This window comes from Thermogemmatispora carboxidivorans (assembly GCF_000702505.1).
GTDB lineage: Bacteria > Chloroflexota > Ktedonobacteria > Ktedonobacterales > Ktedonobacteraceae > Thermogemmatispora > Thermogemmatispora carboxidivorans.
In genome coordinates, this window is record NZ_JNIM01000001.1 from 1,471,824 (window position 1) to 1,494,513 (window position 22,690).

Genomic DNA, 22,690 nt, shown 5'->3' on the forward strand with positions numbered 1-22,690 from the left:
TGCTGCCGCTTGTGCCTGACCCTCAACTGCTTTCGCACTCGCTCGCCTGAAAGTACCATTTCCTGTACACTGACCCGCTTCCTTTCTGGAGAGTATGCTACACTGTTCCCTGTCAATCGGCAAAGCAGGCAAGGGCGAAAGGATCAACGTACGCGCCAGAGAAAGGAGCGGAGCGAGCGCTATGAGCTTGAGATTGAGTCGTCATGGTCGCGCGAGCTTCATTGTGGCCCTCTCTCTCCTGGCCTTCTGTGTGGCCTGTGGGAATGCCAGCGGGTCGGGCGGGCAGTCGCAGGGGACGGCGCCGCAGACTCGAACGATGAGCGACGCCGTGGGGAATCTGGAGCAGCATCCCCGGCCCACCAGCATCGTGATCCCCAGTCAGCGCAGCACGCCAACACCAACGCCAAAACCGACCTCCACCTCGCCGAGCGTCAGCAATGCCTCCCATGTCTGTGGGGCCACTGCTCCCGCCACGGGTGGCGCGGCACCCGCCGCCGGCTCTATCGCCACCACCGGCAAGGGCAGCGCTCCCTACGGTCAGCCACCAGCCCTCACCTCCGAGGAGATCATGCTGACCCAGAAGCTCTTTCAGCAGATCAATCAGGATCGCGCCGCCTGCGGCCTGCCCCCCTTTGTCTGGAATATGACGCTCTCGGGCGGGGCGCGCCTGCATAGCTGGAATATGTATCACTGCGGCTTCAGTCATACCTGCCCCGATGGGCTGCCGCAGTGCACGCGCATCGCCAACGAGGGTTTCACCTTCAGCGACTGCGGCGAGAATATCGGCCTGGCCGGCCCCTATCCGACGCCCTGGGGTGGCGCCTATAACATTCAGGCCAGTATGGCCAATGAGCCGGCCACGGGCTGGCACCATATCCATCTCTTCAGTACAACCCTGCATCAGATCGGCATCGGCGTCTATGTGGCCCCCAACGGCTGGATCTGGTTCACCGAAGATATGATCAGCTAAGCGAGCCGCTTCTCTCCCTTCTTCCTCTGCCTGGCGGCCTCCTCTCCTGCCCTGCCACCGCTCGGGCGACGGGCGGGAAACTAAACCTGCTGCGCCACGGGCGCCCCGCTTGTTGTGAGGGAGCATATACTAAAAAGGAAGCTCTGGGAGTCATGTGGTGTAAGCGGGAGGGAAGGTAGCATGACAGCCGAGGGAGACGTACAGGCGCTGGCCTGGCGACTGGCTCGGCGAGCGCGTGAGCTGGTCGATTGCCAGGCGGCTGGCCTGCTGCTTGGGTGCCCCGATGAGACGGTCCGTCATCCCCTGCTTGAGGTCTTTGTCCCTGGCGCCGCCGGCTATGTCGGCTGCTCTGGCGGCGGCCTGGATCAGGAGAGGCTACGCGCCTTGCTGCGGTATGAGCAGGTGCGGGCCTTGCTCGATATCGCCGCTCAGAGCGGGCGTGTGCACTGCTGCGAGACTGACCCGGTCCTGCGCTGTGCCACAACCATTGGCAGTCTGGCGGTGGCTCCGCTGGAGCGCCCGGCGGGGGTCCTGGGGACACTGCTCCTCTTCGATGAACGGCGCGCCGCTTTCTCCGCCGGTGAGGGTCGACTGCTGGCGGCTGTGCTCTCCCAGCTGGCAGGCGAGCTGGAGCAGCAGCTGCGCCTGCTTTCAATGGCCGCTCGCGCTCCCGCTCAGGCGCAGCGGCTGGCGCCTTGGGAGGACGGCGCCACGGCTAACACTGAGGGACGTGAAGCGCTTGGCTGGCTGTCGGAGCTGGATCAGTTGAAGTATGAGTTTATCTCAATGGTCAGCCATGAGCTGCGGACACCGCTGACGGCAATTAAGGGCTACGCCAGCCTGCTGCAGGCGTACGGCCTCTCCCCTTCTGGCCAGGGCCAGGGACGCAAGGGCAGCGACGGGCTGACGGAGGAACTCCAGCGCCATTACCTCGAAGTGATTATGGAGCAGGTCAATCATCTGGAGGCTCTGGCCGGCGACCTGCTCGATGTCTCACGCATTCACGCCAATCACCTCGACCTGCGCTCGGCCTCCCTGGATATCGCTGCCCTCTGCCGCCGCGCCGTGGAGCTGATTCGCCAGCGCGTCGAGCGCGAAACCCCTGGCAAGTATCTGTTTCGCTGCCGCTTCATGGAGCCGCTTCCCCCGGTCTGGGCCGACGCCGATCGCGTGCAGCAGATCCTGACAAATCTGCTGGAAAATGCAGTGAAATACTCACCCGCCGGGGGGGTGATCACCATTGAAGCCGGCCTCTGCCAGGAGGAGCGCCCGACTGGGGAGACGCTGATGCAGATTAGCGTCTGTGATCAGGGAATAGGTATCTCGCCAGAGCAGCAGTCGCGCCTCTTCCGCCCCTTTAGCCGTCTGGAACAGCAGAGCCGTGAGTGTGTGCCGGGGGTGGGTCTGGGACTCTATATTACGCGCCGCCTGGTTGAGGCGATGGGGGGGCGCATTGAGTTGCGCAGCCGCGCCGGTGAGGGGACACGTGTGACCTTTACGCTGCCGCTGGCGACGGCGGTGCCGGAGGCGACGGCGGGCCGCCTGCGCTAGCCCGTCAGGTCGCCAGCCTGGGAGAGCGCGCAACGGTTGCGCCCGGTAAGGCTGACAGCGGCCCGGCCCCTACTTGCGAAATATAGTCCAGTTTGCTATAGTGTGGCTGGAATGATAGTGAGACTCAACAAGGTAGGGACGAGGCCATGCATATCAGCCTGCTAGAAGATGACTCCGCTATTCAGGAGATGTTACAGCTCGTCCTGCAGGACGAGGGCTACAGTGTTACGATTTACCCTACTGCTGAGGAATGCCTGAATGCGCTCCAGGGTGCCACACAGGATCAGGCCCCCTCGCCCGATCTCCTGATCGTTGATTGGCTCTTGCCAGGGCTGGTCTCCGGGATTGAGGTGATCCAACAGGTCCGTCGTCTCCCACAGTATCGCTCGCTCCCCATTATTTTGACGACCGCGGCTACGCTGACCGAGCCGGAAGATGCGGAGTTGCAGGGGTTGCAGGTGACGCTTTTGGAGAAGCCCTTTGCGATCGATGATATGGTCAGGCTGGTCCGCGATCTGACGCAGCGCCATAGTCCTTCGGAACGTTAAACGCTAGCTTCGGCTTCCCTCTCGTGAGAGGCAGGGCGTGGCTGGCGCGCTGGCCCCTCCCTGGCCCGGCTGGTCGGCTCGCGGGGGTGGCTGCTCTCTTCTCTCTCTGATCGATTGCTGGCCCTGGCCGATGGTCTTCTGACGGCAGGCTGGAGATTGCTGCTGACCTCTTCGTGGCTCCGGCCTGCCCATTTGTCCGGCTGTCTGGTTGCCTGGATGAACAAGCTGGACCTGCTCCCTTTGGCGGCTGGCTGATATGCTCTGGCTAACCTTAAAGAAAGCTGAAACTTTTTGGTAGAGGCGTATTGTTGACTTGTTCTTCTCCCCATGAGCCTGTTATCCTAACAGTAGGGAATGCACCCCGACTGTTGCAAGGCAGGAAGCAGACAAGACAGCCGCAGCGGGTTCGCTGTGGTCTGCGTTTGCGTTACTCAACTGCCACGTTTCACTCGTTTGAAACGCAGAAGACGAAGAAGAAGAAGGAGAGCACAGCATGCAAAATCAGAAAGGTCGTGGTCGTGGTTTCGCATCCATGAGCCCGGAGAAGAAGCGCGAGATTGCCAGTAAGGGCGGTAAGGCGGCCCACGCGCTGGGTACGGCCCACAAGTGGACCAGCGAGGAGGCCCAGGCTGCCGGTCGCAAGGGCGGCTCGATCAGCCGGCGGCGCCCGAAGAACGCCCAGACCCAGGCTCAGGCTTAGCCTGGATTCAGGCGCTTCCAGGCACAGATGGCCTCGTGCGCCGCATTACTGGTGCCGCGCGGGGCTAGCTGCGAGCTTACTTCCGATGGTCCTGTGTCCGTTGGACCTTGGTTGTTTCCTTTCCCTTCTTTTCCAGACTGGTAACGCTACAGAGGCTGGCCGTTTTTCGACGGACAGCCTTTTTTTTGGGGGCCTGTCAGCGGGCTGGGCTGCCTGTGGTTGGAAGGCCGGGCGCGGCTCTGAACGGGCTGGGACTGGCCGGGAGTACTTTTTTGAGGGTGCGCTGTCTGCCGCCTGAGCGGGGCTGGTATAATCTCCTCTGTACGCCAGAGCAGAGGCGACGAGCAACAACTGTCGAAAAGGAGGCTCCTATTTCGCAAAGAGCACCACGCCTGGTTGATCCGACAACGGGTATCGCGGTGAGTGAGGCCCCTGGGGCGAGCGGGAGCGCTCAGTGGGAGGTCGAGGAGGAGGCGCTGGAGGAGACGGCGGCGGGCGCTGGCTGGTCGCTGCTGGGGGTGCGCTTGCCCTTCAGTCTGGCGCGCCTGCGCCCGGGCCGCGGCTTGACTGTGCGTCGCTTCTCGGTGATGGAGGCGGCGCTCTTGTTGATGTTGGGTATTCTGGCTTCGAAGGGGCTGGGGGTGCTGCGCCAGGCCCTCTTTAATGCCCTCTTTGGGACGGGGCCGGAGGCCAATGCCTATTATGCGGCCTACCGCTTGCCTGATACGCTCTTCAATCTGGTGGCCGGGGGGGCACTGACGCAGGCCTTTATTCCGGTCTTTGTGGCCTACCAGCGCCGGGGCGATCAGCGCGAGGCCTGGTATCTGGCCAGCCTGGTCTTTAATGTGCTGCTGGTGGCCCTGACGATCTTGCTCCTGCTGGGCTGCCTGCTGACGCCGGCCTTTGTGGTCCATATTCTGGTGCCGGGCTACCCGCCGGCGGAGCAGGAACTGACGATCCGCCTGACGCGCATTATGCTGATTCAGCCGCTGTTGCTGGGCCTGGGGACGATCGTGACGGCGATTTTGAGTAGCCGTGAGCAGTTTTTGCTGCCGGCGCTGGCGACGGCGGTCTATAATGTGGGCTTGATTGCGGGCTTGCTGGTGGCGCTGGTGGTGCCGGGGGTAGGGATTTATGGGCCGACGCTGGGGGTCTTGCTGGCGGCGGCGCTGCAGATTGTGGTCCAGCTTCCGGCTCTCTGGCAGCAGGGGGTACGCTATGTCTTCGCCTGGAATCTGCGCTATCCGGGCCTGCGCGAGGTGATGGCGCTCTTTATTCCGAGTATGCTGGCGGTGGCGGTGGCGTATGTGAGTTCGATTCTGGAGACGACGGTGACGTCGTTTCTGCCGGATCTGGCCAGCCTGGCGGCGCTGCATAATGCTTATATGTTGTTTTATTTGCCGGTGTCATTGATCGCGCAGGCGATCGGTCAGGCGGCGCTGCCGCGCATGGCGCGCCTGGAATTGGAGGGCCGCTATGGGCGCTTGCGCCGCTTGTTCGGGCAGGTGATTGGGTCGTCGCTGGTGCTGAGTGTCTTGTCGGCGCTGGCTTTGGGCGGGCTGGGGCTGTTTGTGATCGATCTGTTGTTTCGCCACGGGGCCTTTGATGATCATTCGGCCTGGTTGACGAATCTGGCTCTGTTCGGCTATGTGGTGGGGTTGCCAGGGGTGTGCGTCGGTGACGTGGTGGCGCGCAGTTTTTATGCCCTGAAGGATGCGCGTACTCCTTTGTTGACGAATGTCTTTGCGCTGCTGACGCGGGTGGCGCTGATGGTGGGGCTGTTCGTCTGGCTGTCGGGCGAGCAGCAGATTCTGGCGGTGTCGCTGAGTTTGTCCGGCTCGGCTTCGGCGGAGGCCCTGCTGTTGTGTCTGGTGCTGTGGTGGCGGCTGCGCCAGCGTGAGCAGCGCGGGCAGGCCCAGGAGCCGGCCCGCTGAGGCTGGTTTGGCCGCTGCACTGGGGCCGCGACGCCTGGTGGAAGGGGGTCAGGATGGCTGTGGGTGGTGACCAGGCGTCGGCTCTTTTGTTTTTGGCTGTGGCTGCTGCGCCGCGGCGGTTTGCTCCTCGGTTCTGGTTTCCTCTGGGCCTGGCTCTCTGACTGGCAAGACGCTGGACCTGGTGGCTGCTCCTGTCTTGCTCCTGCCAGTCAGCTTGTCTCTTTGTCTGGCTGGCTGGCTGTTCTCCTCGGTTGCGGTCACCCGCGCGTCGCGCTCTTCGCCGCCGGCTCCACGGGCTGTCTGGCGCAGGGGCCTGGTTTGGTCGGCGCGGGTCGCCTGCGGACTGGTCTGGGCTGTGGGCCGGTAGGTGGGGTGTGAGGTGGGAAAGTGGGATGGGGTCGCCAGATCCCCCGCGTGATGGCCTCTGTGAGGGCCGCTTTCGAAACTCTCCACGGGCCGCTCAGAAATACGGTGGATTCTGACCGTATTTTGACGAATCTGTGCATGTAATGCTTGTAGAATATGCCTATGTTTATTTGTGCTTTCTCGAAACTCGCCCCTTGCGCGTTGCAAAAAACGAGTTTCGAGAAAGGTCGTAATCCGATAGATTTTTGGGCAGGGGGGCAGGGGAAAACGAGGCTCTCAGCGCCAAAAAATGGGGCCTCGATCGTTATAGTCTATGAAAGATGTATCCCGGGTCCGTTTCCGTTGGGCGCGGTTGCAGAGGGGACGATCCGCACGAGGATACTGAAAGATGAAGAGCTGCTAGCTCCCGAGGGGGAAGCACAGCTGTTGCAGAGGGGACGATCCGCACGAGGATACTGAAAGACGGGAGTATGAGGAGTACAGGCAGATGCGTGCGCGGAAGTTGCAGAGGGGACGATCCGCACGAGGATACTGAAAGTGCCAGGGGGCCTCGGGGGCACCGATGAAAGGGATCAGGTTGCAGAGGGGACGATCCGCACGAGGATACTGAAAGTGCCGCTTCACAAGCCGACTCGCTGCACCACGGCACAGTTGCAGAGGGGACGATCCGCACGAGGATACTGAAAGCCTCAATATTGATGAGTATGCGCTTTTGCATGATTTGGTTGCAGAGGGGACGATCCGCACGAGGATACTGAAAGTCGCAATGCAGAATATTGCGAAAGACGTGTTCGCTACAGTTGCAGAGGGGACGATCCGCACGAGGATACTGAAAGTTTGCACGTCATCTATAGTTAAAAGTTCTTTACTGCGTTGCAGAGGGGACGATCCGCACGAGGATACTGAAAGGGGGATTATGGAGCCACCCTAACAAGCAGGCAACCGGTTGCAGAGGGGACGATCCGCACGAGGATACTGAAAGTAATGAGGATAGCTAGACAAGGCAAGAAAGGGGACGTTGCAGAGGGGACGATCCGCACGAGGATACTGAAAGCTGCAATGGCCGGATCAATCACCTCGCCTCGCTCTCGAAGTTGCAGAGGGGACGATCCGCACGAGGATACTGAAAGCGGTTGAGTGCTAGCAGTTCTCGAATAGGGTAGCGCTTGTTGCAGAGGGGACGATCCGCACGAGGATACTGAAAGTTCTCATTGCTCTCGCTGAAGAAGGGACCGGGCCGCAGTTGCAGAGGGGACGATCCGCACGAGGATACTGAAAGGGGGGAAGAGGGGCCGAGGTGGAGAAGACGTGGAGTTTGTTGCAGAGGGGACGATCCGCACGAGGATACTGAAAGCTTGCGTCGACGGTCTGCAGGAGCAGCGCGTGGCGCGGTTGCAGAGGGGACGATCCGCACGAGGATACTGAAAGGGGAATCTTCTAACCTGACCAGGATGGGGATTTCTCGGTTGCAGAGGGGACAATCCGCACGAAGATACTGAAACACGAGGATGCTGAAACACGAGGATACTAAAAGGAGGATACTGAAAGAAAAGGTAAAGGAAGTAAAAAGAGTCACAATATATAAAAAGAATAGCGTATTGCCCCGGGCATCGCCCCCCGACTAGCCCGGCGACAATACACTACATTCCTACAAAACGGCCCTTTCCTCCACTTTGGCGGATACCCACCCACCTCACTCCTTCACTCACACACCATCATCCCCCAAAAAAGAGAGCCGGAGCCGCGCCCCAGCTCGTCACCAGGCACGCGCTCCGACTCCCCAACGGACCAAGTACAGAGCGAAACTCGGATAGAGAGAGCTCGGGTACGTTAGGGAAATGGTATCTTGCTCAAACGCTGACTCCTGACCCAACGCCCTAAGCGCGCCGCTCCCGCTGAGACTGAGGCTGATGAGGCCACCGCTCCCACGCTCAGAGGCCGCGTCTGCACCTGCTCCACCTGCTCCGCTCCTCGCTCGCCTTCCTCGCCTGCAGCGTCAGCCCCCAGTGCGCTCCCTCCTCTGATCATACCCTCCTCCTCCGCTTCCGCAATGCCTCTCCTCATGTCTCGACCAGTGTCAGGACCAGCCTGCCCCAGCACGGGACCCACCTCTGCCTCGCCTCTACCAGTGCCTGTACCTGTGCCTGTACCAGCACCTCTACCGGCATCTGTAGCAGCATCGTGACCGGCATCCGACCCGGCGCCTGTACCAGCACCTCTACCAGTGCCTGTACCTGTGCCTGTACCGGCGCCCGCCTCCGCCAGAGGAGGCAGCGGCACCTGACTCCCATACACAAAGAGCCGAAAGTCGCTCTCGGTGAGCACCCGCCAGGCTTGCCGCTGCAACTCCTCACTGACGATAAATCCCCCGACGACCTCGATCTCCCCCAGACCACAACACGCGAGCCGCTCGCGCAAGACAGACAAGACCCGTCGCGCCTCCTCCCAACTGACCGCTCCCCCGATCTCCATCAAATAGACCGTCCGTAACGGTACACCCGCCCGCCGCGCCAGCTCAGGCGCCGTCAACCCACCACAGCGCCGCCGCAACTGGGCCACCGTCCACAACGGTCCCCGCTGCGGCTCAGGCGCCCCCTTCTGCCGCGCCTGACCCTGGCTCGACCCTGCTGCCGCTGCTGCCACCACTCTCATGACGTAAGTACCTCCTCACACAGCGATCGTGAATCTCCAATACCGCCGTCAGCGCTCGCTCTGATCCCACGTAGAGGCTCAGCTCGTGCCCCAGCTCGCCAATGCGCTGCATACGCGCGTTGATGAAGTCGTGCCGCGCGTAACAGGCCAGGCCCGCCAGACCACGTAAGGCCGCCTCATAAGCACTCTCGATCTCATCAAGCAGACGCGCTACTTCGCTCTCGGCCATCATCCTCGGTCCTTTCTTGCTCAATCACGACAGCCCGCCGCTGTCGCTCGTAGGCCGCCGCTATTTCCTCTTGCGCTCGCTCCAGTCCTAGATGCTCACTCAGGGCCTCCTCTAGCTCGGCCAGACGCCCCATGCGCGCGTTGATGAAGTCGTGCCGCGCCCAGCAGGCCAGCCCCTGCAACCCCCAAAACGCCGCCGCATACTCCTCCTCAATCTGCCGCCGCAGCCTCGCTACCTCACTCTCCGCCATCTCTCTGATGCTCTCCTTCCTGCATCGTTTCTCCTCTATCCTTTCTACCTTTACCCACTTCTCGCTCGCTGAGCTTCCCGTCACCCGCGAACCCGACCTGGCTGCCCCTCCCTTCTTGTTAGGCTGCTCACAATCAAAAGCTTATCATAGAACTTATATATTAGTCAAGTAGTAGCCTAACTATTTAGTTATTATCCATTTGTCATAAGAAAAAGAGAGGGCATCTCTCCGGTAGTCAGTAAGCTAACGTCTTCTTTCTTGCAACGCCCCAATCAGCTTGTCAGCCTACTGAGCTTGTCGAAGAAATCGACATAGGCTGTATTGTTTATGACATATACATTATAAGATTTTAGTTATAAATAATCATGGTGATACCTTACTTTCTAAACATTTGTTATAGTGAAAGTGGGGCACCCTCTATGCTGCGTCTGCGCCTAAAGGAGACCGCAAGGCTGAGGGGCTGTCAATTAATAAGCTATCTCAGTGTTCTGGGGCCAGCTATCACATCATCAGTGCTCTCTGCTCTGACCCCTGCCGGGCGGTCATAACAGATATCTTGCAGCGCCTGGCCAGTGCTCTGGGTATATCTGCGACCAAGCTAATCGAGGACGTCTCCGATGAGCAGTGGAGCCGCGAGACAGGAAAAGGAGATTAGCCTCTATCTGGCGCAAGCGGCAAAACTTCTTATAGTCTTGTAAGGGTGAGAGGAGCAGTGACATAGAAAGGATGGCTGTATCGGGTTGGAAGTGCTAGGATCTCTTCCGATGATAAGTGAAACTATGCTGATTCTACAGATACTGCAGATCTGTATAATGATAGACAAGCTGATTACCAAGGAGATGGAAGAGACATGTTACGCCTGCGCGTGAGGGAAGTGGCCGAAGCGAAAGGCTTTTCGATGAACAAACTGTCGCAGCGTTCCGAGATCAGTTATCATATCATCACGGCACTCTTTCGCAATCCCTACCACGTCATCAGGACCGACACCCTGGACCGTCTGGCGCTGGCCCTGGATGTGCCGGTGACCGAACTGGTCGAAGACGTCTCCCCCGAGCAACGTCGGCGCGAGCTGGAGCAGATCGGCTCCTAAGTGCGGCTCGCCAGCCCGTCAGCGCCAGCCACCCGCTGGTAGCCGGCGGTGCTGCTCAGGCTGGCGGCGCTCAGCCTCGTCCCCTGATCTCACTACGAGCGCGTCAGCCCCGACGTCTCCAGCAAGCGGCGCGCCAGATGCAGCCACTCCTCCGGCGTCTCATCCGGCACCGAACAGCCATTTGCCAGAATCAGGCGGCGCGCGTTCGTCTGTGAGATCGCCGACAACATCTCATTCTTCAGCTCCTCCTCGCTCCCGCGCGTCAGCGGACCCCGCTCGTGCAATCCGCCCATCAGCGTCTTGCTCGTCAACTGCAGCGCCTCGCTCAAACTCGGACCCGTCAGGCGATCGCTCCAGCTCATCACCTGCACCGGATAATCCGTAAAGCTCTCAAAATAGACCTCATCCTCGGTCTGATCGGGATCGGCGTGCACATGGACCACATTCAGCCAGCCGCCCTGCGCCCCCTCCAGGGCTGCCAGATCGTAGGGCCGACCCAGCTCGCGGTACTCCTCGCGCGTAAAATCCGCCGTCGTCGCCCCCATACACGAAAAGAAAATCCCGCTTGCCCCCGCCTGGATCAGCTCGCCCATCAACAGGCGCAGATTGGCCGCAATCGCCTCCATCGCCCGGCGCGCCGCCTCGGGATGGGCGCGGATCACCTCCACCCCCTGACGCTTGCCGACTGCCCGCAGCACATAGGTCAACGGACTGAACAGCGTCACGATCAGCGGATAGTCCGGCCCGACCCGCTCGCGGATCGCCCGCACACACACCACCTGCTCCCGGAAACTCGGCGTTGACAGATCCAGGCGCGGATGCTCCGCCAGCTCCTCCAGGCGGGCCGACCCATCCGTTGGCAACGGATACGGCAGGTCCGGCATTACCTTGATAATATCCAGGGCAAACTTCTCGACAAAGAACTCCAGCGTCAACTGAGCCAGACGCTGGCCCGACCCCTCGGGCCGGAAATGATGCCAGAAGATAAAGGGCACGCGATCCACCGCCTCCCCGGCCAGGGCCGCGCGCACCCGCTCATAGGGCGTCATTGTCTGAGCCATCGTCACACATCCTCTCTCACTCAAAAAGAACCATCAAGCGCCGTCATCGATCCCGCCCGCCCGTCGGCCAGCCAGGCCAGGCCAGACCAGGGCAAGCGATCACTGGATTATATCACGCCGCCCGGGCAGTGCGCCTGACGCCGTCCCTCCCGAGGGCGAGGACGGCGTCGCGCTCGGCCTCGGAGCCGGCTCCAGCAGCAGAGCCAGCTCTGCCACCTGGCCGGTCTGCAGATCGCGCGCCAGCAAAGCATGCCGGCCCGGGGGCCACTGCGGCAGCAGATGCAGCGCCACCGTAAAGTGTCCAGCCCCATCGGCCTCGATCAAGAGCGGCCAGCCACGTCCATCCACAAAGGTCAGATGCCCATCCAACCAGAAGCGCACCGGAGCGAAAGCACTAAAACCGCTGCCCGCCACCCGCACCGTTCCCCCCACAAAGAGCGAACCCCCATCCAGGCGCACCAGACGCGGACCCGGTCCCGGTCCCGCTCCCGGACTCAGCGTCGCCGCCGGCGGCGACAGAGAAAGCCCCGGCGCAGCCGTCCCCTGCCAGGCGCGCGAGAGCGGCACACTCGACCGCAGCAGAACAGTCCAGGCCAGCACCGCCGTCAAAACCAGCAGCACCAGCGTCCCCCCGAACCACAGCAGGCGCTCAGCGAACGGGCGCCGGCGTGCCAGTCCCGGCCAGGACAGCCCCGTCTGCTCTCCCCGCAGCAGCGCCGCGGATGTCCCAGAGCGTCGCGACATCCCCAGCCGGCGCAGCGGTAGCGTCGTCACCATCGCCAGCATCGCCCGCCGCGCCTCAGCCCGCGCCGCGCGCCGCTGCTCCAGAGCCGTCCGCGTCAGCACCGTTGCCGCCTCTCCATCCCCACTGCCGGCAGCGGCAGCCGAAGACCCTCCAGGTCCTGCTGAGGCCGAGCCTGGCCGGGGGCCGCTCCCGGCTGCTGGCTGCCTTCTGACCGCCTGGGCCAGCGGGTGTGTCGGCAGCTCGGCCAGGGTCTGGCGCCGATCAGCCTGCAGCCGGGGCTGAGTGCGCACACTCCCCGCCGGGCGGTCAGGATGCGACCGGGCAGAGCGCCCCGCGCCCCGGCTGCGTAAATTTCCCCAGCCAGCGGGCAGCAGCGTACCACAAAACGGACAACGTCGACTTCTACGAGAGAGTGCACGCGCGCAGCGCGGGCAGAGAGCAGGGCGCGCGGCACCAGACCGATGCCCAAAGACATGCATGGCAAAGCCATCCACTTTCTCAGCCCAATCCACCGGGTGGGGGGCAGAACCTATCAGGGACCAGTTGACGCAGTGACGAACACAGGGCGCCCAGATGGCCTGGACCCGGCCCGAGCGGGCGGGCAGAGACCATCTCTATCGTCATACAACGGGAGCCAGCGATCTTTTCGAGCAGAGGAGTGAGGCGAAGGCCGACCCAGGTGGGGAAAAATCCGCACCACCCTGAAAAAATTTACGGCAAGCGGGCGTCATTTTGAGCACGAAAGCATGAAAGAATCGTCATCGCCGTGCATACTTAGATATTGGCACATTTCTTGCAATAAAGAGAAATGGGGGGAAAGAGACCGAAAAAATTTCGGGTTTTGCCCCGGCAACCAACACGTGGGAAGTGGTTATGAGAGGTAAAGGAGTCAGGAAAAAAACAATGGCAACCAATGCGCGGAGAACATCGAGGAGCGCACGCCGAGCCAAGCATGGATGTCAGGAAGAGCCGGTCCTGGCCTTCTACCAGGACGACGACGACCTCTTTCGTGACGACGACGAACTAGTCACAGGAGAAGACGACGAGTTAGAGGAAGAAGAAGAGGAAGAAGACGAGACGCTAGACAACGCCATTCGCAAATATCTGGGAGAGATCGGGCGCTATCCGCTATTGAGCGCCGAAGAAGAGATGGAGCTGGCGCGGCGAGTCGCCGAGGGAGACATCGAAGCCCAGCAGCGTCTTGTCGAATCCAACCTGCGCCTGGTCGTCAGCATAGCCAAGCGCTACAACACGCAAGGCATCTCGCTGCTTGACCTGGTCCAGGAAGGCAACCTGGGACTCATACGCGCGGCCCAGAAATTCGACCCCTCGCGCGGCTTTCGCTTCAGCACGTACGCCACCTGGTGGATTCGCCAGGCCATCAGCCGCGCCGTAGCCGAACACACGCGCACCATCCACATTCCGGTGCACGTCGTCGAAATGATCTACAAAATCAAGCGCATCACGCGCCATCTCTACCAGGAGCTGGGGCGTGATCCCGAAGCCGAAGAGATCGCACGTGTGGCCCGCCTCAGCAAAGAGCGCGTCGTCGAACTCCAGGGCATGGCCGAGAATCCCATTTCCCTGGACGCCCCCCTGACCGACGACGAACCCTATCACCTGGCCGACACCCTGGAAGACACACGCGCCACCGCCCCGGCGGAAGCCGTCACCCATCGGGCCTTGCGCGACCAGATCGCCAGCGCCCTCGAACTGCTCAACCAGCGCGAGCGGCAAGTCATCGAAATGCGCTACGGCCTGGCCGACGGCTACTGTCACACCCTGGAGGAGCTGAGCGCGCATTTCAAACTGACGCGCGAACGCATCCGCCAAATCGAAGTCAAGGCATTACGCACCCTACGTCAGCCGATCCAGGCCCATCTCTTGCGCGACCTTGCCTGACAGGACGCGGGCAACAACTTCATGGCGTTCTTCATAGAGCGAGCGGGGGCAGCGCGGCGGCACACCGTCTGGACGAGTATGCCTCGGGCGCGGCCCCCCCTTGCACCAGCCTCGTGGGGCTGGAGGGAGGGCGGCCCTCCATGAGAGATCGCTACAGATCGCGATGAGAGAAGCGCAGCATGCCCAACAGCGGCAGCACCACGATATAGAGAGCCACCCAGAGGGCCATCGCCGGCGTCAGCGCCTCCGCCCCGATAATCGGCAGATTTTGGACCTGGCGAATACCGATCAAATCCTGAGCCACCGGCGGCAGCAGGGCCGCAGAAGCCGCATGCCAGAGCGCATCGGCGGGCATCAGCAGCTCAAAGACCGTCCTGATGCGCTCCACCGTCGTACTCTCGCCCGTAATCTGCGTCACCACCTGAGCAAAGCTGGCGATCGGCGTCGCCAGAAAGAGCAAAGCCGCGATCGCCCCGTTCGCCAGCGTTGGCAGACTGGCGCTGCCCGCTGTCAGCAACGCCAGCAGACTCAACATTCCCAGCTCTAGCAGCCCAAGAGCCTGAGCCAGCCCATCGGGCCAATAGCCGGTCTTCCAGTAGATCACCCCCAGAAAGCCCAGCTCCAGCACCGCTGTATAGACTGCCAGAACCAGCGCATAGGCCAGCCACTTCCCAAAGACGACCTCCACCCGATGCAACGGCTTCGGCACAATCACCGCCAGCGTTCCCGCCTCGATCTCCCCCGAGAGCATCCCCGCTGTCAGCAGCAGCGTCATCAAACTCGACTGCAAATAGACCGACCAGCTCGCCAGCACCGCCATCAGCGCCCCGATTCCCAGCAGCAGCAGCTCCATATTCTCAGGCTGGGCCCGCTGCAGATTATCGACCAGGGCATTGAGCAAGAGCGTAAAGAGGCCCAGCAACAGCACCGTCAAGACAACCACCGCGGCAAAGATGCGGCGGCGCACAATCTCCTTGATCGTAAAGCGAGCGATAACCAACCAACCCATAGCTCAGCAGCACCTCCTCAGCGAACCTATTGCAGGCTGCGCGACAGCTCGATAGTGCGCAGAAAGACCTGTTCGAGCGAGCGCCGATGTGGGGCCAGGCGATAGAGACGTGCCCCACAAGCATGGACCGCCTCCGCCACCTCGGCGGCCTGCTCCTCGCTGCGCAGGCGCAGCAAGACGCGGCAGGGATCATACTGATCGCGCTCCACCGCCAGCGCCAGCCGGGCCAGCTCTTGCAGCAGGGCCTCACTCAGCGGCTCCGCGCGCACCTCCACCAGCAGCGGCTCATCAAACAGCTCCTCGGGGGCCCCGATCTTCAAAATCCGCCCCAGATTAATAATGGCCACCCGATCGCAGAGCGCCTCGACATCGGGCAACTGATGAGAGTTAATAAAAATGCTCGTCCCCGCCTGCTTCAGATCGAGCAGCAAACTGCGCAAATCGTGCTGACCGACCGGATCGAGGCCCGTCGACAACTCATCGATAATCAGCAGCTCCGGGCGATTCAGCAGGGCCTGCGCCAGGCCAATGCGCTGCAGCATCCCCTTCGAGAACGTCCCCAGGCGCTGACGCTCGCGGCCCGCCAGGCCAACCAGGGCCAGCACCTCCTCGATCCGTGCCCGCAAGAGCGAGCCGCCCATCCCATAGAGCGCGCCATGAAAGCGCAGAAACTCCTCCGCCGTCAGCCAGCGGTGGAAGGTTGGCAGCTCGGGCAGGTAGCCGATACGGCGCCGCACCTCGCGATCGCCCAGCGGGCGCCCCAGCAAGCGAACCGTTCCTTCGGTCGGCTGCACCAGGCCCGTCAAGATCTTCACCACCGTACTCTTGCCTGCCCCATTCGGTCCCAAAAAACCAAAAGCCTCACCGCGATACGTCACAAAGCTGAGATGATCGACCGCCAGCAACCGGTGATAGAGCTTCGTCAGCCCCTCGACCTCGATCGCCGGCTCGCGTCCCTCTACCTCTAGCTTTCCACTCATGAACGCTCCTCGCTCCTCTTCCTCAGATGAAGTCACCAGCGCCTGGACAGGATCCCATCCAGGCAGATCGTTCCAGGCAGCAAGACAGGTAGCCAGCCAGCGCGATCAGCCGTCTCCCATTCCCTGGCTGAGAGCAGCGGACAAAAGAAGACCTGGTCTGACCAGGTCCCCTGCCGTTACCCTGCCTGGCCTAGTCAGCCAGAAGGCAGACAGCAACGGATCGGCCAGAAGCCATCAGATCCGCGCTCTTAATGAGCCCCCTGACGGCTTCTGCCGATCCAGGCGCTACCTTGTATGACGCCGGGGCGCCCAGAGCGACGAGCGTCCAATCCTGAGCGGCAGTCAGCGCACTGGGAACAGCAGGCAGAAAGACGGGCGGAGCTGATAAAGCTCCCGGAGCCGACTCGCCGCCTGCCGCAACCAGGCGCTGAAGCCAACCTGGCCTACCCTGGCCTACTGCAGGCTATTGGCGACCGCCAGCAGCTCAGACCGATCGTGACTGCTCTCACCCAGCAGATAGACGCGCCCCTGGGCCTGCCAGAGCACGGCCTCCCCGACCGGCAGATCCGTCATCTTAGTGGACGACTCAAGCTGGTTACTGGTCAGCAAAAGGCCCGATTGGCCCTGAACCGTCACCGTCTCGGAAGACATCCCTGTCAGCACAGGGATGGGCACCGTCCCGCTACTCAGATCGATCTGGCGTAGCTGCTGCACCAGCGACGGAGGCAGCCCCGGCAGCGAGAGCAAGAAAGCGCGCAGATCCTCCAGCGAAGCCTTCCCGGTCGCCTCGATGGTCGGCGATGGCGTCTGCACGATCACCAGCACCTTGCCACCGCTGCTCACATAATGCGCCTCAACGATACGCGAGACATGGATCACAAACGTCGCCCCGTCCAACTGGGCCGGGATCGCCGTAGTCGCATGACCGACTCGGGCCAGATAGGCGCGAGCGCTGGCCGCCCGGAACGTAAAGGTCGCCTGGCCACCCTCCAGCATATCAAAGACCGGCTGCTTTCCGCTGAAAGAGGCGGGCAGGGTGGTCGGCAGCTTCAGCGTGAAGCCAGCCAGCCGCTCAGCCTCGGCGCGCGTCAGGTTGCGCTGCGGGCGCAGCAGCTCCGGCGGCGCCTGAACCTCACCCAGGTCGCGCAACTGCGGAAGCTGCGACGCCTGGATTGCCTGCTGACTGACCGTCACCGGCTGAAAACGCTGCACGCTGAAGAACGAGAGGAGAGTCGCCGCCAGGCCCGTACTGCTGCTGACCACAAACAAGACCACCAGCAGCACCGCTGCCGCGATGACCATCCACGAATGGCGCAGCACCTGGCGCACCGGTACACGACGCCCCTGCGGCACCTGCACCGGGCGCACCCGTGGGCCAGTCGTCCCCAGCAGCGTCCCCTCGGCAGCCAGCGACGCTCGCTGAGCCTCTGACTGCCTCTCTCCGGCGACCTTCTCAAGCCGGCGGCGAGCCTCCTCGCCTTCGGCGGCGGTCACTGCCAGTCCCTCCTCAGCCGCCAGGGCCGCATTGGTCTCTAACAGCAGCTCCTCCAGGCCGGCATCTGTCCTGGCCTCCTGCAGCACCAGCGCCAGCCTCTGCTCATCGCCGCCCTCCAGGGCCTCCAGATAACGCCGCAAGAAACGCGCTCGTCGCACCCCCTCGGGCAGCGCATGCTCCGATAAATGCTTTTCCTGCTCCATTGTTTATCGATCCCTTCTCTGCTCTGCTCTTAGGCAACTCTCTGACTTGATTTCCTGCTTATCTGTCAGGAAATATCGCTCTTGACCCGCAGTCTCCTTTCGCTCGCTGCGGCACTCCGCGGTTCAGGCTGGCTGTACGCGAACGGGACGCCCACCCGGCAGCTACCCAGAGGAGCTCAGGTTGATGGCTGTCCGTTGCTGGAAGGCTCGCCGCAGACGCTGAAGCGCCCGATGGAGCCGCACCCGCGCTGCTCCAGGGCTAATTCCCAGATGGCGCGCCAACAGCTCGCGCTCGCAGCCCTCGACCACCGCCAGGCGCAAGACCTCGCGATCCTCCTCGTTAACCAGCGCCAGCAAAGCCGCCGCCGCCTGCTCGGCCTCAACCTCCTCTTCTGGCCCACTGGTTGTAGCCTGCAACTGATCGAAGACCTCCTGCTCGCTGGGAGCCTGCTGCAACGCGAGCGCGCTGGCCAGATGCCCAGGCGACAGCTCGCGCTGGCTGCGGCGCGCCCGCTCGGCCTTCTGCCGCCGGATCACATTGACCCCGATCCCAAGCAACCAGGCCAGCGGCTGGCGACCCGGCTCAAAGCGCGCGGCATGGGCCAGCGCCTCAACAGCCACCTCCTGCAAGACCTCCAGCGCGACGGCATGGGCCTCCCCAGCGGGGGCCAGGCCCAAACGCACAACATAGAATCGCAGGTTCTGAAGGAGCATCTCGCTGTGCTCGATCAAAAACCTCTCCAGCTCAACTCTGGCCGTCTCCTCCGGCAAAGAAGCAGGTGCCATCGTTGAGGACCTGCTCCGCGCTGGCTCACGCTTCATCCGTTCTATAGATCCTTTCCTACTACAAGCTGTACAGGAGCCGTCTCGCTCACCTCCCTCTTGGGAAGCAGACTCCTGCTCGCTCACATCATTCTCTTCAAAAAAGCCTAGCGTAATGTTACGCCGTCAGGCTCTTGCCAGTCCCCTGGCCAGCATGCTATACTTTCTTATAAGGACTGGTCGCTAGCAGCGAACACGAGCCAGCTTGCTGGGCTGGCCGGTCCTTCCAGGCTCCTCCACTCGTGCTGAGCGGGCCAGGCACCCTGCTTCTGGCCAGAGGTGGAGCAGCCGTCTTCCCCAATTGCGGCACCCCTTGGCCCGGCCCTGCCCAGGGGCTGTACGACCCCATACCCGGAGACCACAAGCAGCGACAGACAGAGCGCGCCTGGCCCGCTCGTATATCTCGCAGGCGCCGACCGGCCCAGCTGATGATCAACTTGCCCGGTGCCTGCCCCGATCAGGTCAGTGCCTGACGAACTCCAGCCCTCAGCCCTGCCAAGCCAAGCCATGCCTGATTTCGCTTCGCCTCAGCCACTCCTGCCGCCAGAGAGCGACATCGACCACTTTGCCAGCGCCATTCTGGCGCGCCCGCTCTATCCCTACCAGAGTGAGATCGCCGTCGCCATCCTCGACTCCATTCGCCACGGACGCGGAGACATCTTCAGCGTCATGCTGGCGCGTCAGATGGGCAAAAACCAGCTCTCTGCCGTCCTAGAAGCCTATCTACTCGCCTGTGTTCCCGAAGGCACCATTGTCAAAGCGGCTCCCACCTTCAAGCCCCAGCTCCTCACCAGTCGGCTGCGTCTGCTCACCCTGCTCCAATCCTCCCCCCTGGCCGAGCGTCTCTGGCGCAGCGGCGACCACCTGCTTGGTCTGGCGCCCGAAGCTGATCCGCAGCTCGTCCGTCGCCACAGCGGCCCGCGCATCCTCTTTCTCTCCGCCGCCCCCGACAGCAACGTCGTTGGGGCCACCGCCAGCCTTCTGCTCGAAATCGACGAAGCCCAGGACGTCAGTCCCGACAAATTTGACCGCGACTTTCGCCCGATGGCTGCCACCACCAACGCCACCACCGTTCTCTACGGCACCGCCTGGAGCGACGACACCCTCCTGGCCCGGCAGCGCGCCCTCAACCTGGAGCGCGAGCAACACGAAGGGCGGCGAACCCACTTTGAATACGACTGGCAGGCCCTGGCGGCCATCAACCCCGCCTATCGGCGCTTCGTCGAGAGCGAAATCCAGCGCCTGGGTGCCAGCCATCCTGCCATCCAGACGCAATACCTGCTCCAGCCCATCAGCGATGCCGGCTACCTGCTCACTCCCCTGCAGCGCAGCCTCCTGCAAGGAGACCATCCCTGGCAAGAAGAGCCGCAGGAAGAGGAGCACTACATTGGCGCCATCGACATCGGCGGAGAAGAGCAGCGACCCGAAGAGCAGCTTGCCCTCCTCAGCCACTCCACCACTGTCCCCCTGCGGCGGCGGCGCGACAGCACTGTCCTCACCATAGCCGCCCTCAGCCAGAACGAACTAGGGCTATCCTGCCTGCGCGTCGTCCACCAGCAGTGGTGGACAGGCTGCCCCTATCTAGAGCAGTACAGCCTCACCCTGGCCCTGGCCGAGCGCTGGCGCCTGCGCCGGCTGATCATCGACGCCACTGGCCTTGGCGCTGGCCTGGCGGCCCTCCTGCGCAGCCGCCTTGGCGACGAGCGCCTCCTCCCCTTCACCTTCACCCGCCCCAGCAAATCGCGCCTTACTTACCAGTTCCTGGCTGCCATCAACAGCGGGCGCCTCAAGCTCTACCGTTCCGCCAGCGCTCCAGCGGCCATCGCCGGCGAATGCTGGCAACAGCTCCGCCAGGCCCGCTATCGTCTCCTTGGTGAAAGCGGCCTCGACATGTACGTCCACCCCAGCGACGGCCATGACGACTTTCTCATCAGCCTGGCCCTCCTCAGCGAGACTCTCAACGAACTGGACCCACCGCCCGCCTCGGCCCTCATCCTGCCGCGCCGCCTCTATCGAAACGAGAGCCTTTTCTGAGGTGGTCCACTCTGGAGACCCCCCTTCTCCCGCTCCTGCTCGACCTGCTATCGACGTGCGACCCCTGACGTGGTACAATCCTCACGATAGGAGAGCCAGCCCAGAGGAGGAGAGGCCAGCACCTCCATCGCCTGAGCAGTGACACTCTGGGCTGGGTTGTACTGCACCTGCCTGCGGACCGCCGGCTTCTGCTTCTGTCTGGCGGCAGCAGTGGGCGAACGAGCGAGCGAGCGAACGCCAGGGAGAGAGACCAGCACCAGCACACCAGCCGTCCGACAACGGGCCAGAAGGAAGCAGCAGACCAATTCAGAGCGAAGAGGAGAAGCGTCGTCCTATCCCCTCAACCGTAGTGGAGGACAGCGCAGAGAAAAGAGGGAGAGGCATGCCAAAGAAGCGAAAAGAATCGCCATCGCCGAGCATTGACGAAGTCCTCGACGCCATGTGTCACCGCGACACCATTGATCCTCTCCAGATGGATGCCTACCTGGAGCGGCTCGACGAAGAATGGGCAGCAGGAGCGCGCGAAAAAGTGCTGGACCTGCTCCGCCGCCGCGACCCGGCAGCCCACTCCACCGCGGTCTACATCCTCTCACACCTGGCCACCGAAGACGACCGCGAAGTGCTCGAAGACTTTGTCACCGATCCGACCGTCAGCGACATCGCCAAGCTCACCCTGGCGCCTGTTCTCAGAGAACTCAACTCCGAGTTGGCCGAAGAGGGCCTGGTCGAATACCTCAACGATCCCGAGGCCGCCATGCTCCAGATGCAGAGCCGCCTTCTGGAGCTCGTCGGCAAGAGCGAGCTAGGAGTCGAAGCCGTCCTGGAAGACGTGCTCAGCATGCCACTAGAGCGGCGCCTTGGCTTCGTGGACTGGCTCGGGCGCAGCCACGACCCGCGCGCCGTCCATCTCCTCCTGCCCCTACTCGAAAACCAGTCGACGCGGGTCGTCATGGCCACCATCGACGCCCTCGAACAGCTTGGCAGCTTGGCCGCCCCCCAGGCCATTCCTGCCCTCAACCACCTGCTTGCCAGCAGCTCGAACCGCCTGCTCAAACAGCACGCCCGCGCCGCCCTCGGGCGCCTCACCATGCAGGCCGCCCCTGGTACCGAAGCCCAGGCCCTGGCCGAAGCCGCTCGCCCCGCCTATCCCCTCTACGAAGCGCGCGTCAGCTTCATCGATGGCAGCGGCTCCCAGATCATCATGCTCGCCTGGAAGCACTCCGAAGAGACCGTCAAAGGCATCAACCTGCTCTGTCAAGACCAGTGGGGCATCAAAGATTGCTACAGCACCGACGAAATGGCCGTCGAACGCTGGCAGCGCCTGGTTCGCGAAATGGGCGACCAGGGCTTCAGCACCTTCGTCGTCCCACCAGCCTACTGCCTGGCCCTCATCAACGAAGCCGCTGCCCTCAACCGTCGCGGGCGCCATAAGCTGCCCATCGCCTACGCCATCTGGCGCCCCCTGCTCTCCGCCGAGATGCAGCAACACCTGAGCCAGCCTGTAGCCACCGCCCTGGAACCCCAGCCATACACGCCCGAGCTGCTGTCCCTGGTCCAGCGAGGCGACGAACTATTTCAACTGGCCGAATTTTCCTCCTGGATGTACGAGCCGCTGGAGCGCATCCAGCCCTTTATGGCCCGCTACTGGGGAACCATCGAATTCCCTCGCGTCCCCTCGACCAGCCCGCGCGGACGAGGCCGCAGCCACAAGCTGGACCGGCAGCAGACCCCCATCGATCAGCGTCAGGCCCTGGAGACCGTTGTGGAGCAGGCCCTGGAAGAACTGATCGACGAGCAGTGGCGCCTCCTCTACGAGAGCCGTCTGCGTCGTCAGGGCCTGCTCTTCGCCTTTGCTGGACGGCGGCAGGAGACGACCCTCATCCAGGCCGTCGCCGCGGCCCTCCACCCGGCCTCGGGCCTCCCCCTCACAGAGCAGCCCTTTCTCCACGCCCTCCTCAGCCTCTCGATCCGCCAGGGCCCCTTTCGCATGCTCCTGGAAACCCTCGACACCAACGAACTGCAACCGTTGCCAAGCGACCTCTTCCCGCCACGCTAAACTCAGCCGGCTCGGCCCGCCTCTCTGCCTGGAGCAGAGGCGCGGGCCGCCAGAGCGGAGAAGAGAGCGCCTGGCGGCCAGGCCAGCCGGGCA

The 22,690-nt window shown here is 62.7% G+C and carries 19 protein-coding genes and 1 CRISPR repeat array; of the genes, 10 read left to right on the forward strand and 9 right to left on the reverse strand.

What is annotated here, in order from left to right:
- The first annotated feature begins 181 nt into the window (after positions 1-181).
- From N688_RS05830 to murJ, 5 genes are all read left to right on the forward strand, one after another.
- Positions 182-970: a CAP domain-containing protein gene (locus N688_RS05830; protein ID WP_052888397.1), complete on the forward strand. Its 789-nt coding sequence runs from the start codon at positions 182-184 to the stop codon at positions 968-970.
- Between the two features lie 180 nt (positions 971-1,150).
- A complete protein-coding gene (locus tag N688_RS05835) occupies positions 1,151-2,521 on the forward strand; it encodes a GAF domain-containing sensor histidine kinase (protein ID WP_052888398.1) in 1,371 nt (456 codons plus the stop codon).
- Positions 2,522-2,667: 146 nt separating this feature from the next.
- Positions 2,668-3,069: a response regulator gene (locus tag N688_RS05840; protein ID WP_052888399.1), complete on the forward strand. Its 402-nt coding sequence runs from the start codon at positions 2,668-2,670 to the stop codon at positions 3,067-3,069.
- Positions 3,070-3,562: 493 nt separating this feature from the next.
- On the forward strand, positions 3,563-3,769 hold the full coding sequence (locus tag N688_RS05845; protein WP_052888400.1) for a KGG domain-containing protein: 207 nt from the start codon (positions 3,563-3,565) through the stop codon (positions 3,767-3,769).
- Between the two features lie 278 nt (positions 3,770-4,047).
- On the forward strand, positions 4,048-5,703 hold the full coding sequence (gene murJ / locus N688_RS05850; RefSeq protein ID WP_052888401.1) for a murein biosynthesis integral membrane protein MurJ: 1,656 nt from the start codon (positions 4,048-4,050) through the stop codon (positions 5,701-5,703).
- Positions 5,704-6,420: 717 nt separating this feature from the next.
- Positions 6,421-7,571: direct repeats of the CRISPR family, unit length 37 nt; unit sequence GTTGCAGAGGGGACGATCCGCACGAGGATACTGAAAG.
- A gap of 328 nt (positions 7,572-7,899) precedes the next feature.
- Here murJ and N688_RS05860 read toward each other — a convergent pair.
- The 3 genes from N688_RS05860 to N688_RS05870 are packed head-to-tail and all read right to left on the reverse strand — an operon-like array spanning position 7,900 to position 9,200.
- On the reverse strand, positions 7,900-8,721 hold the full coding sequence (locus tag N688_RS05860; RefSeq protein WP_156025319.1) for a hypothetical protein: 822 nt from the start codon (positions 8,719-8,721) through the stop codon (positions 7,900-7,902).
- On the reverse strand, positions 8,654-8,953 hold the full coding sequence (locus N688_RS05865) for a hypothetical protein (RefSeq protein ID WP_156025320.1): 300 nt from the start codon (positions 8,951-8,953) through the stop codon (positions 8,654-8,656). The genes N688_RS05860 and N688_RS05865 overlap by 68 nt, the downstream gene beginning before the upstream one ends.
- Complete coding sequence (locus tag N688_RS05870; protein ID WP_052888405.1) at positions 8,919-9,200, reverse strand: hypothetical protein; 282 nt, start codon at positions 9,198-9,200, stop codon at positions 8,919-8,921. The genes N688_RS05865 and N688_RS05870 overlap by 35 nt, the downstream gene beginning before the upstream one ends.
- Positions 9,201-9,660: 460 nt before the next feature.
- On the opposite strand from N688_RS05870, the gene N688_RS23945 reads away from it, so the two are divergent.
- Together N688_RS23945 and N688_RS05875 are read left to right on the forward strand one after the other, a co-directional pair.
- The gene (locus N688_RS23945) at positions 9,661-9,855 is read left to right on the forward strand and encodes a helix-turn-helix domain-containing protein (RefSeq protein ID WP_156025659.1); all 195 of its coding nucleotides are present in this window, start codon (positions 9,661-9,663) and stop codon (positions 9,853-9,855) included.
- Positions 9,856-10,050: 195 nt separating this feature from the next.
- On the forward strand, positions 10,051-10,290 hold the full coding sequence (locus N688_RS05875) for a helix-turn-helix domain-containing protein (RefSeq protein ID WP_052888406.1): 240 nt from the start codon (positions 10,051-10,053) through the stop codon (positions 10,288-10,290).
- 92 nt (positions 10,291-10,382) lie between these two features.
- Here the strand turns inward: N688_RS05875 and N688_RS05880 are convergent, their stop codons facing one another.
- Together N688_RS05880 and N688_RS05885 are read right to left on the reverse strand one after the other, a co-directional pair.
- Complete coding sequence (locus N688_RS05880; RefSeq protein ID WP_052888407.1) at positions 10,383-11,351, reverse strand: uroporphyrinogen decarboxylase family protein; 969 nt, start codon at positions 11,349-11,351, stop codon at positions 10,383-10,385.
- 99 nt (positions 11,352-11,450) lie between these two features.
- Positions 11,451-12,386 carry a hypothetical protein gene (locus tag N688_RS05885; RefSeq protein ID WP_052888408.1) on the reverse strand — a complete coding sequence of 312 codons (936 nt, stop codon included), beginning with the start codon at positions 12,384-12,386 and terminating at the stop codon, positions 11,451-11,453.
- Positions 12,387-12,999: 613 nt separating this feature from the next.
- On the opposite strand from N688_RS05885, the gene N688_RS05890 reads away from it, so the two are divergent.
- Complete coding sequence (locus tag N688_RS05890) at positions 13,000-13,998, forward strand: sigma-70 family RNA polymerase sigma factor (protein ID WP_052888409.1); 999 nt, start codon at positions 13,000-13,002, stop codon at positions 13,996-13,998.
- Between the two features lie 151 nt (positions 13,999-14,149).
- On the opposite strand, the gene N688_RS05895 is transcribed toward N688_RS05890, so the two are convergent.
- The 4 genes from N688_RS05895 to N688_RS05910 form a co-directional block, all read right to left on the reverse strand.
- A complete protein-coding gene (locus N688_RS05895) occupies positions 14,150-15,007 on the reverse strand; it encodes an ABC transporter permease (protein ID WP_052888410.1) in 858 nt (285 codons plus the stop codon).
- A gap of 26 nt (positions 15,008-15,033) precedes the next feature.
- Positions 15,034-15,987 carry an ABC transporter ATP-binding protein gene (locus tag N688_RS05900; protein WP_052888411.1) on the reverse strand — a complete coding sequence of 318 codons (954 nt, stop codon included), beginning with the start codon at positions 15,985-15,987 and terminating at the stop codon, positions 15,034-15,036.
- 453 nt (positions 15,988-16,440) lie between these two features.
- The gene (locus N688_RS05905) at positions 16,441-17,685 is read right to left on the reverse strand and encodes a hypothetical protein (RefSeq protein WP_052888412.1); all 1,245 of its coding nucleotides are present in this window, start codon (positions 17,683-17,685) and stop codon (positions 16,441-16,443) included.
- A 162-nt stretch (positions 17,686-17,847) separates the two neighbouring features.
- Positions 17,848-18,471 (reverse strand): RNA polymerase sigma factor, encoded by a 624-nt coding sequence (locus N688_RS05910; protein ID WP_052888413.1) that lies wholly within the window; start codon positions 18,469-18,471, stop codon positions 17,848-17,850.
- A gap of 543 nt (positions 18,472-19,014) precedes the next feature.
- Here N688_RS05910 and N688_RS05920 point away from each other — a divergent pair.
- Together N688_RS05920 and N688_RS05925 are read left to right on the forward strand one after the other, a co-directional pair.
- On the forward strand, positions 19,015-20,541 hold the full coding sequence (locus tag N688_RS05920) for a hypothetical protein (protein WP_052888415.1): 1,527 nt from the start codon (positions 19,015-19,017) through the stop codon (positions 20,539-20,541).
- Between the two features lie 382 nt (positions 20,542-20,923).
- A complete protein-coding gene (locus N688_RS05925; protein ID WP_052888416.1) occupies positions 20,924-22,597 on the forward strand; it encodes a HEAT repeat domain-containing protein in 1,674 nt (557 codons plus the stop codon).
- Positions 22,598-22,690: the final 93 nt, after the last annotated feature.

What these genes read in the sequence shown, in the direction of transcription:
- N688_RS05830 (WP_052888397.1), top strand. Translation starts at nt 182, where the DNA reads ATGAGCTTGAGATTGAGTCGTCATGGTCGCGCGAGCTTCATTGTGGCC.
- N688_RS05835 (WP_052888398.1), top strand. Translation starts at nt 1,151, where the DNA reads ATGACAGCCGAGGGAGACGTACAGGCGCTGGCCTGGCGACTGGCTCGG.
- N688_RS05840 (WP_052888399.1), top strand. Translation starts at nt 2,668, where the DNA reads ATGCATATCAGCCTGCTAGAAGATGACTCCGCTATTCAGGAGATGTTA.
- N688_RS05845 (WP_052888400.1), top strand. Translation starts at nt 3,563, where the DNA reads ATGCAAAATCAGAAAGGTCGTGGTCGTGGTTTCGCATCCATGAGCCCG.
- N688_RS05860 (WP_156025319.1), bottom strand. Translation starts at nt 8,721, where the DNA reads ATGAGAGTGGTGGCAGCAGCGGCAGCAGGGTCGAGCCAGGGTCAGGCG.
- N688_RS05865 (WP_156025320.1), bottom strand. Translation starts at nt 8,953, where the DNA reads ATGATGGCCGAGAGCGAAGTAGCGCGTCTGCTTGATGAGATCGAGAGT.
- N688_RS05870 (WP_052888405.1), bottom strand. Translation starts at nt 9,200, where the DNA reads ATGGCGGAGAGTGAGGTAGCGAGGCTGCGGCGGCAGATTGAGGAGGAG.
- N688_RS05875 (WP_052888406.1), top strand. Translation starts at nt 10,051, where the DNA reads ATGTTACGCCTGCGCGTGAGGGAAGTGGCCGAAGCGAAAGGCTTTTCG.
- N688_RS05880 (WP_052888407.1), bottom strand. Translation starts at nt 11,351, where the DNA reads ATGGCTCAGACAATGACGCCCTATGAGCGGGTGCGCGCGGCCCTGGCC.
- N688_RS05890 (WP_052888409.1), top strand. Translation starts at nt 13,000, where the DNA reads ATGGCAACCAATGCGCGGAGAACATCGAGGAGCGCACGCCGAGCCAAG.
- N688_RS05895 (WP_052888410.1), bottom strand. Translation starts at nt 15,007, where the DNA reads ATGGGTTGGTTGGTTATCGCTCGCTTTACGATCAAGGAGATTGTGCGC.
- N688_RS05900 (WP_052888411.1), bottom strand. Translation starts at nt 15,987, where the DNA reads ATGAGTGGAAAGCTAGAGGTAGAGGGACGCGAGCCGGCGATCGAGGTC.
- N688_RS05905 (WP_052888412.1), bottom strand. Translation starts at nt 17,685, where the DNA reads ATGGAGCAGGAAAAGCATTTATCGGAGCATGCGCTGCCCGAGGGGGTG.
- N688_RS05910 (WP_052888413.1), bottom strand. Translation starts at nt 18,471, where the DNA reads ATGGCACCTGCTTCTTTGCCGGAGGAGACGGCCAGAGTTGAGCTGGAG.
- N688_RS05920 (WP_052888415.1), top strand. Translation starts at nt 19,015, where the DNA reads ATGCCTGATTTCGCTTCGCCTCAGCCACTCCTGCCGCCAGAGAGCGAC.
- N688_RS05925 (WP_052888416.1), top strand. Translation starts at nt 20,924, where the DNA reads ATGCCAAAGAAGCGAAAAGAATCGCCATCGCCGAGCATTGACGAAGTC.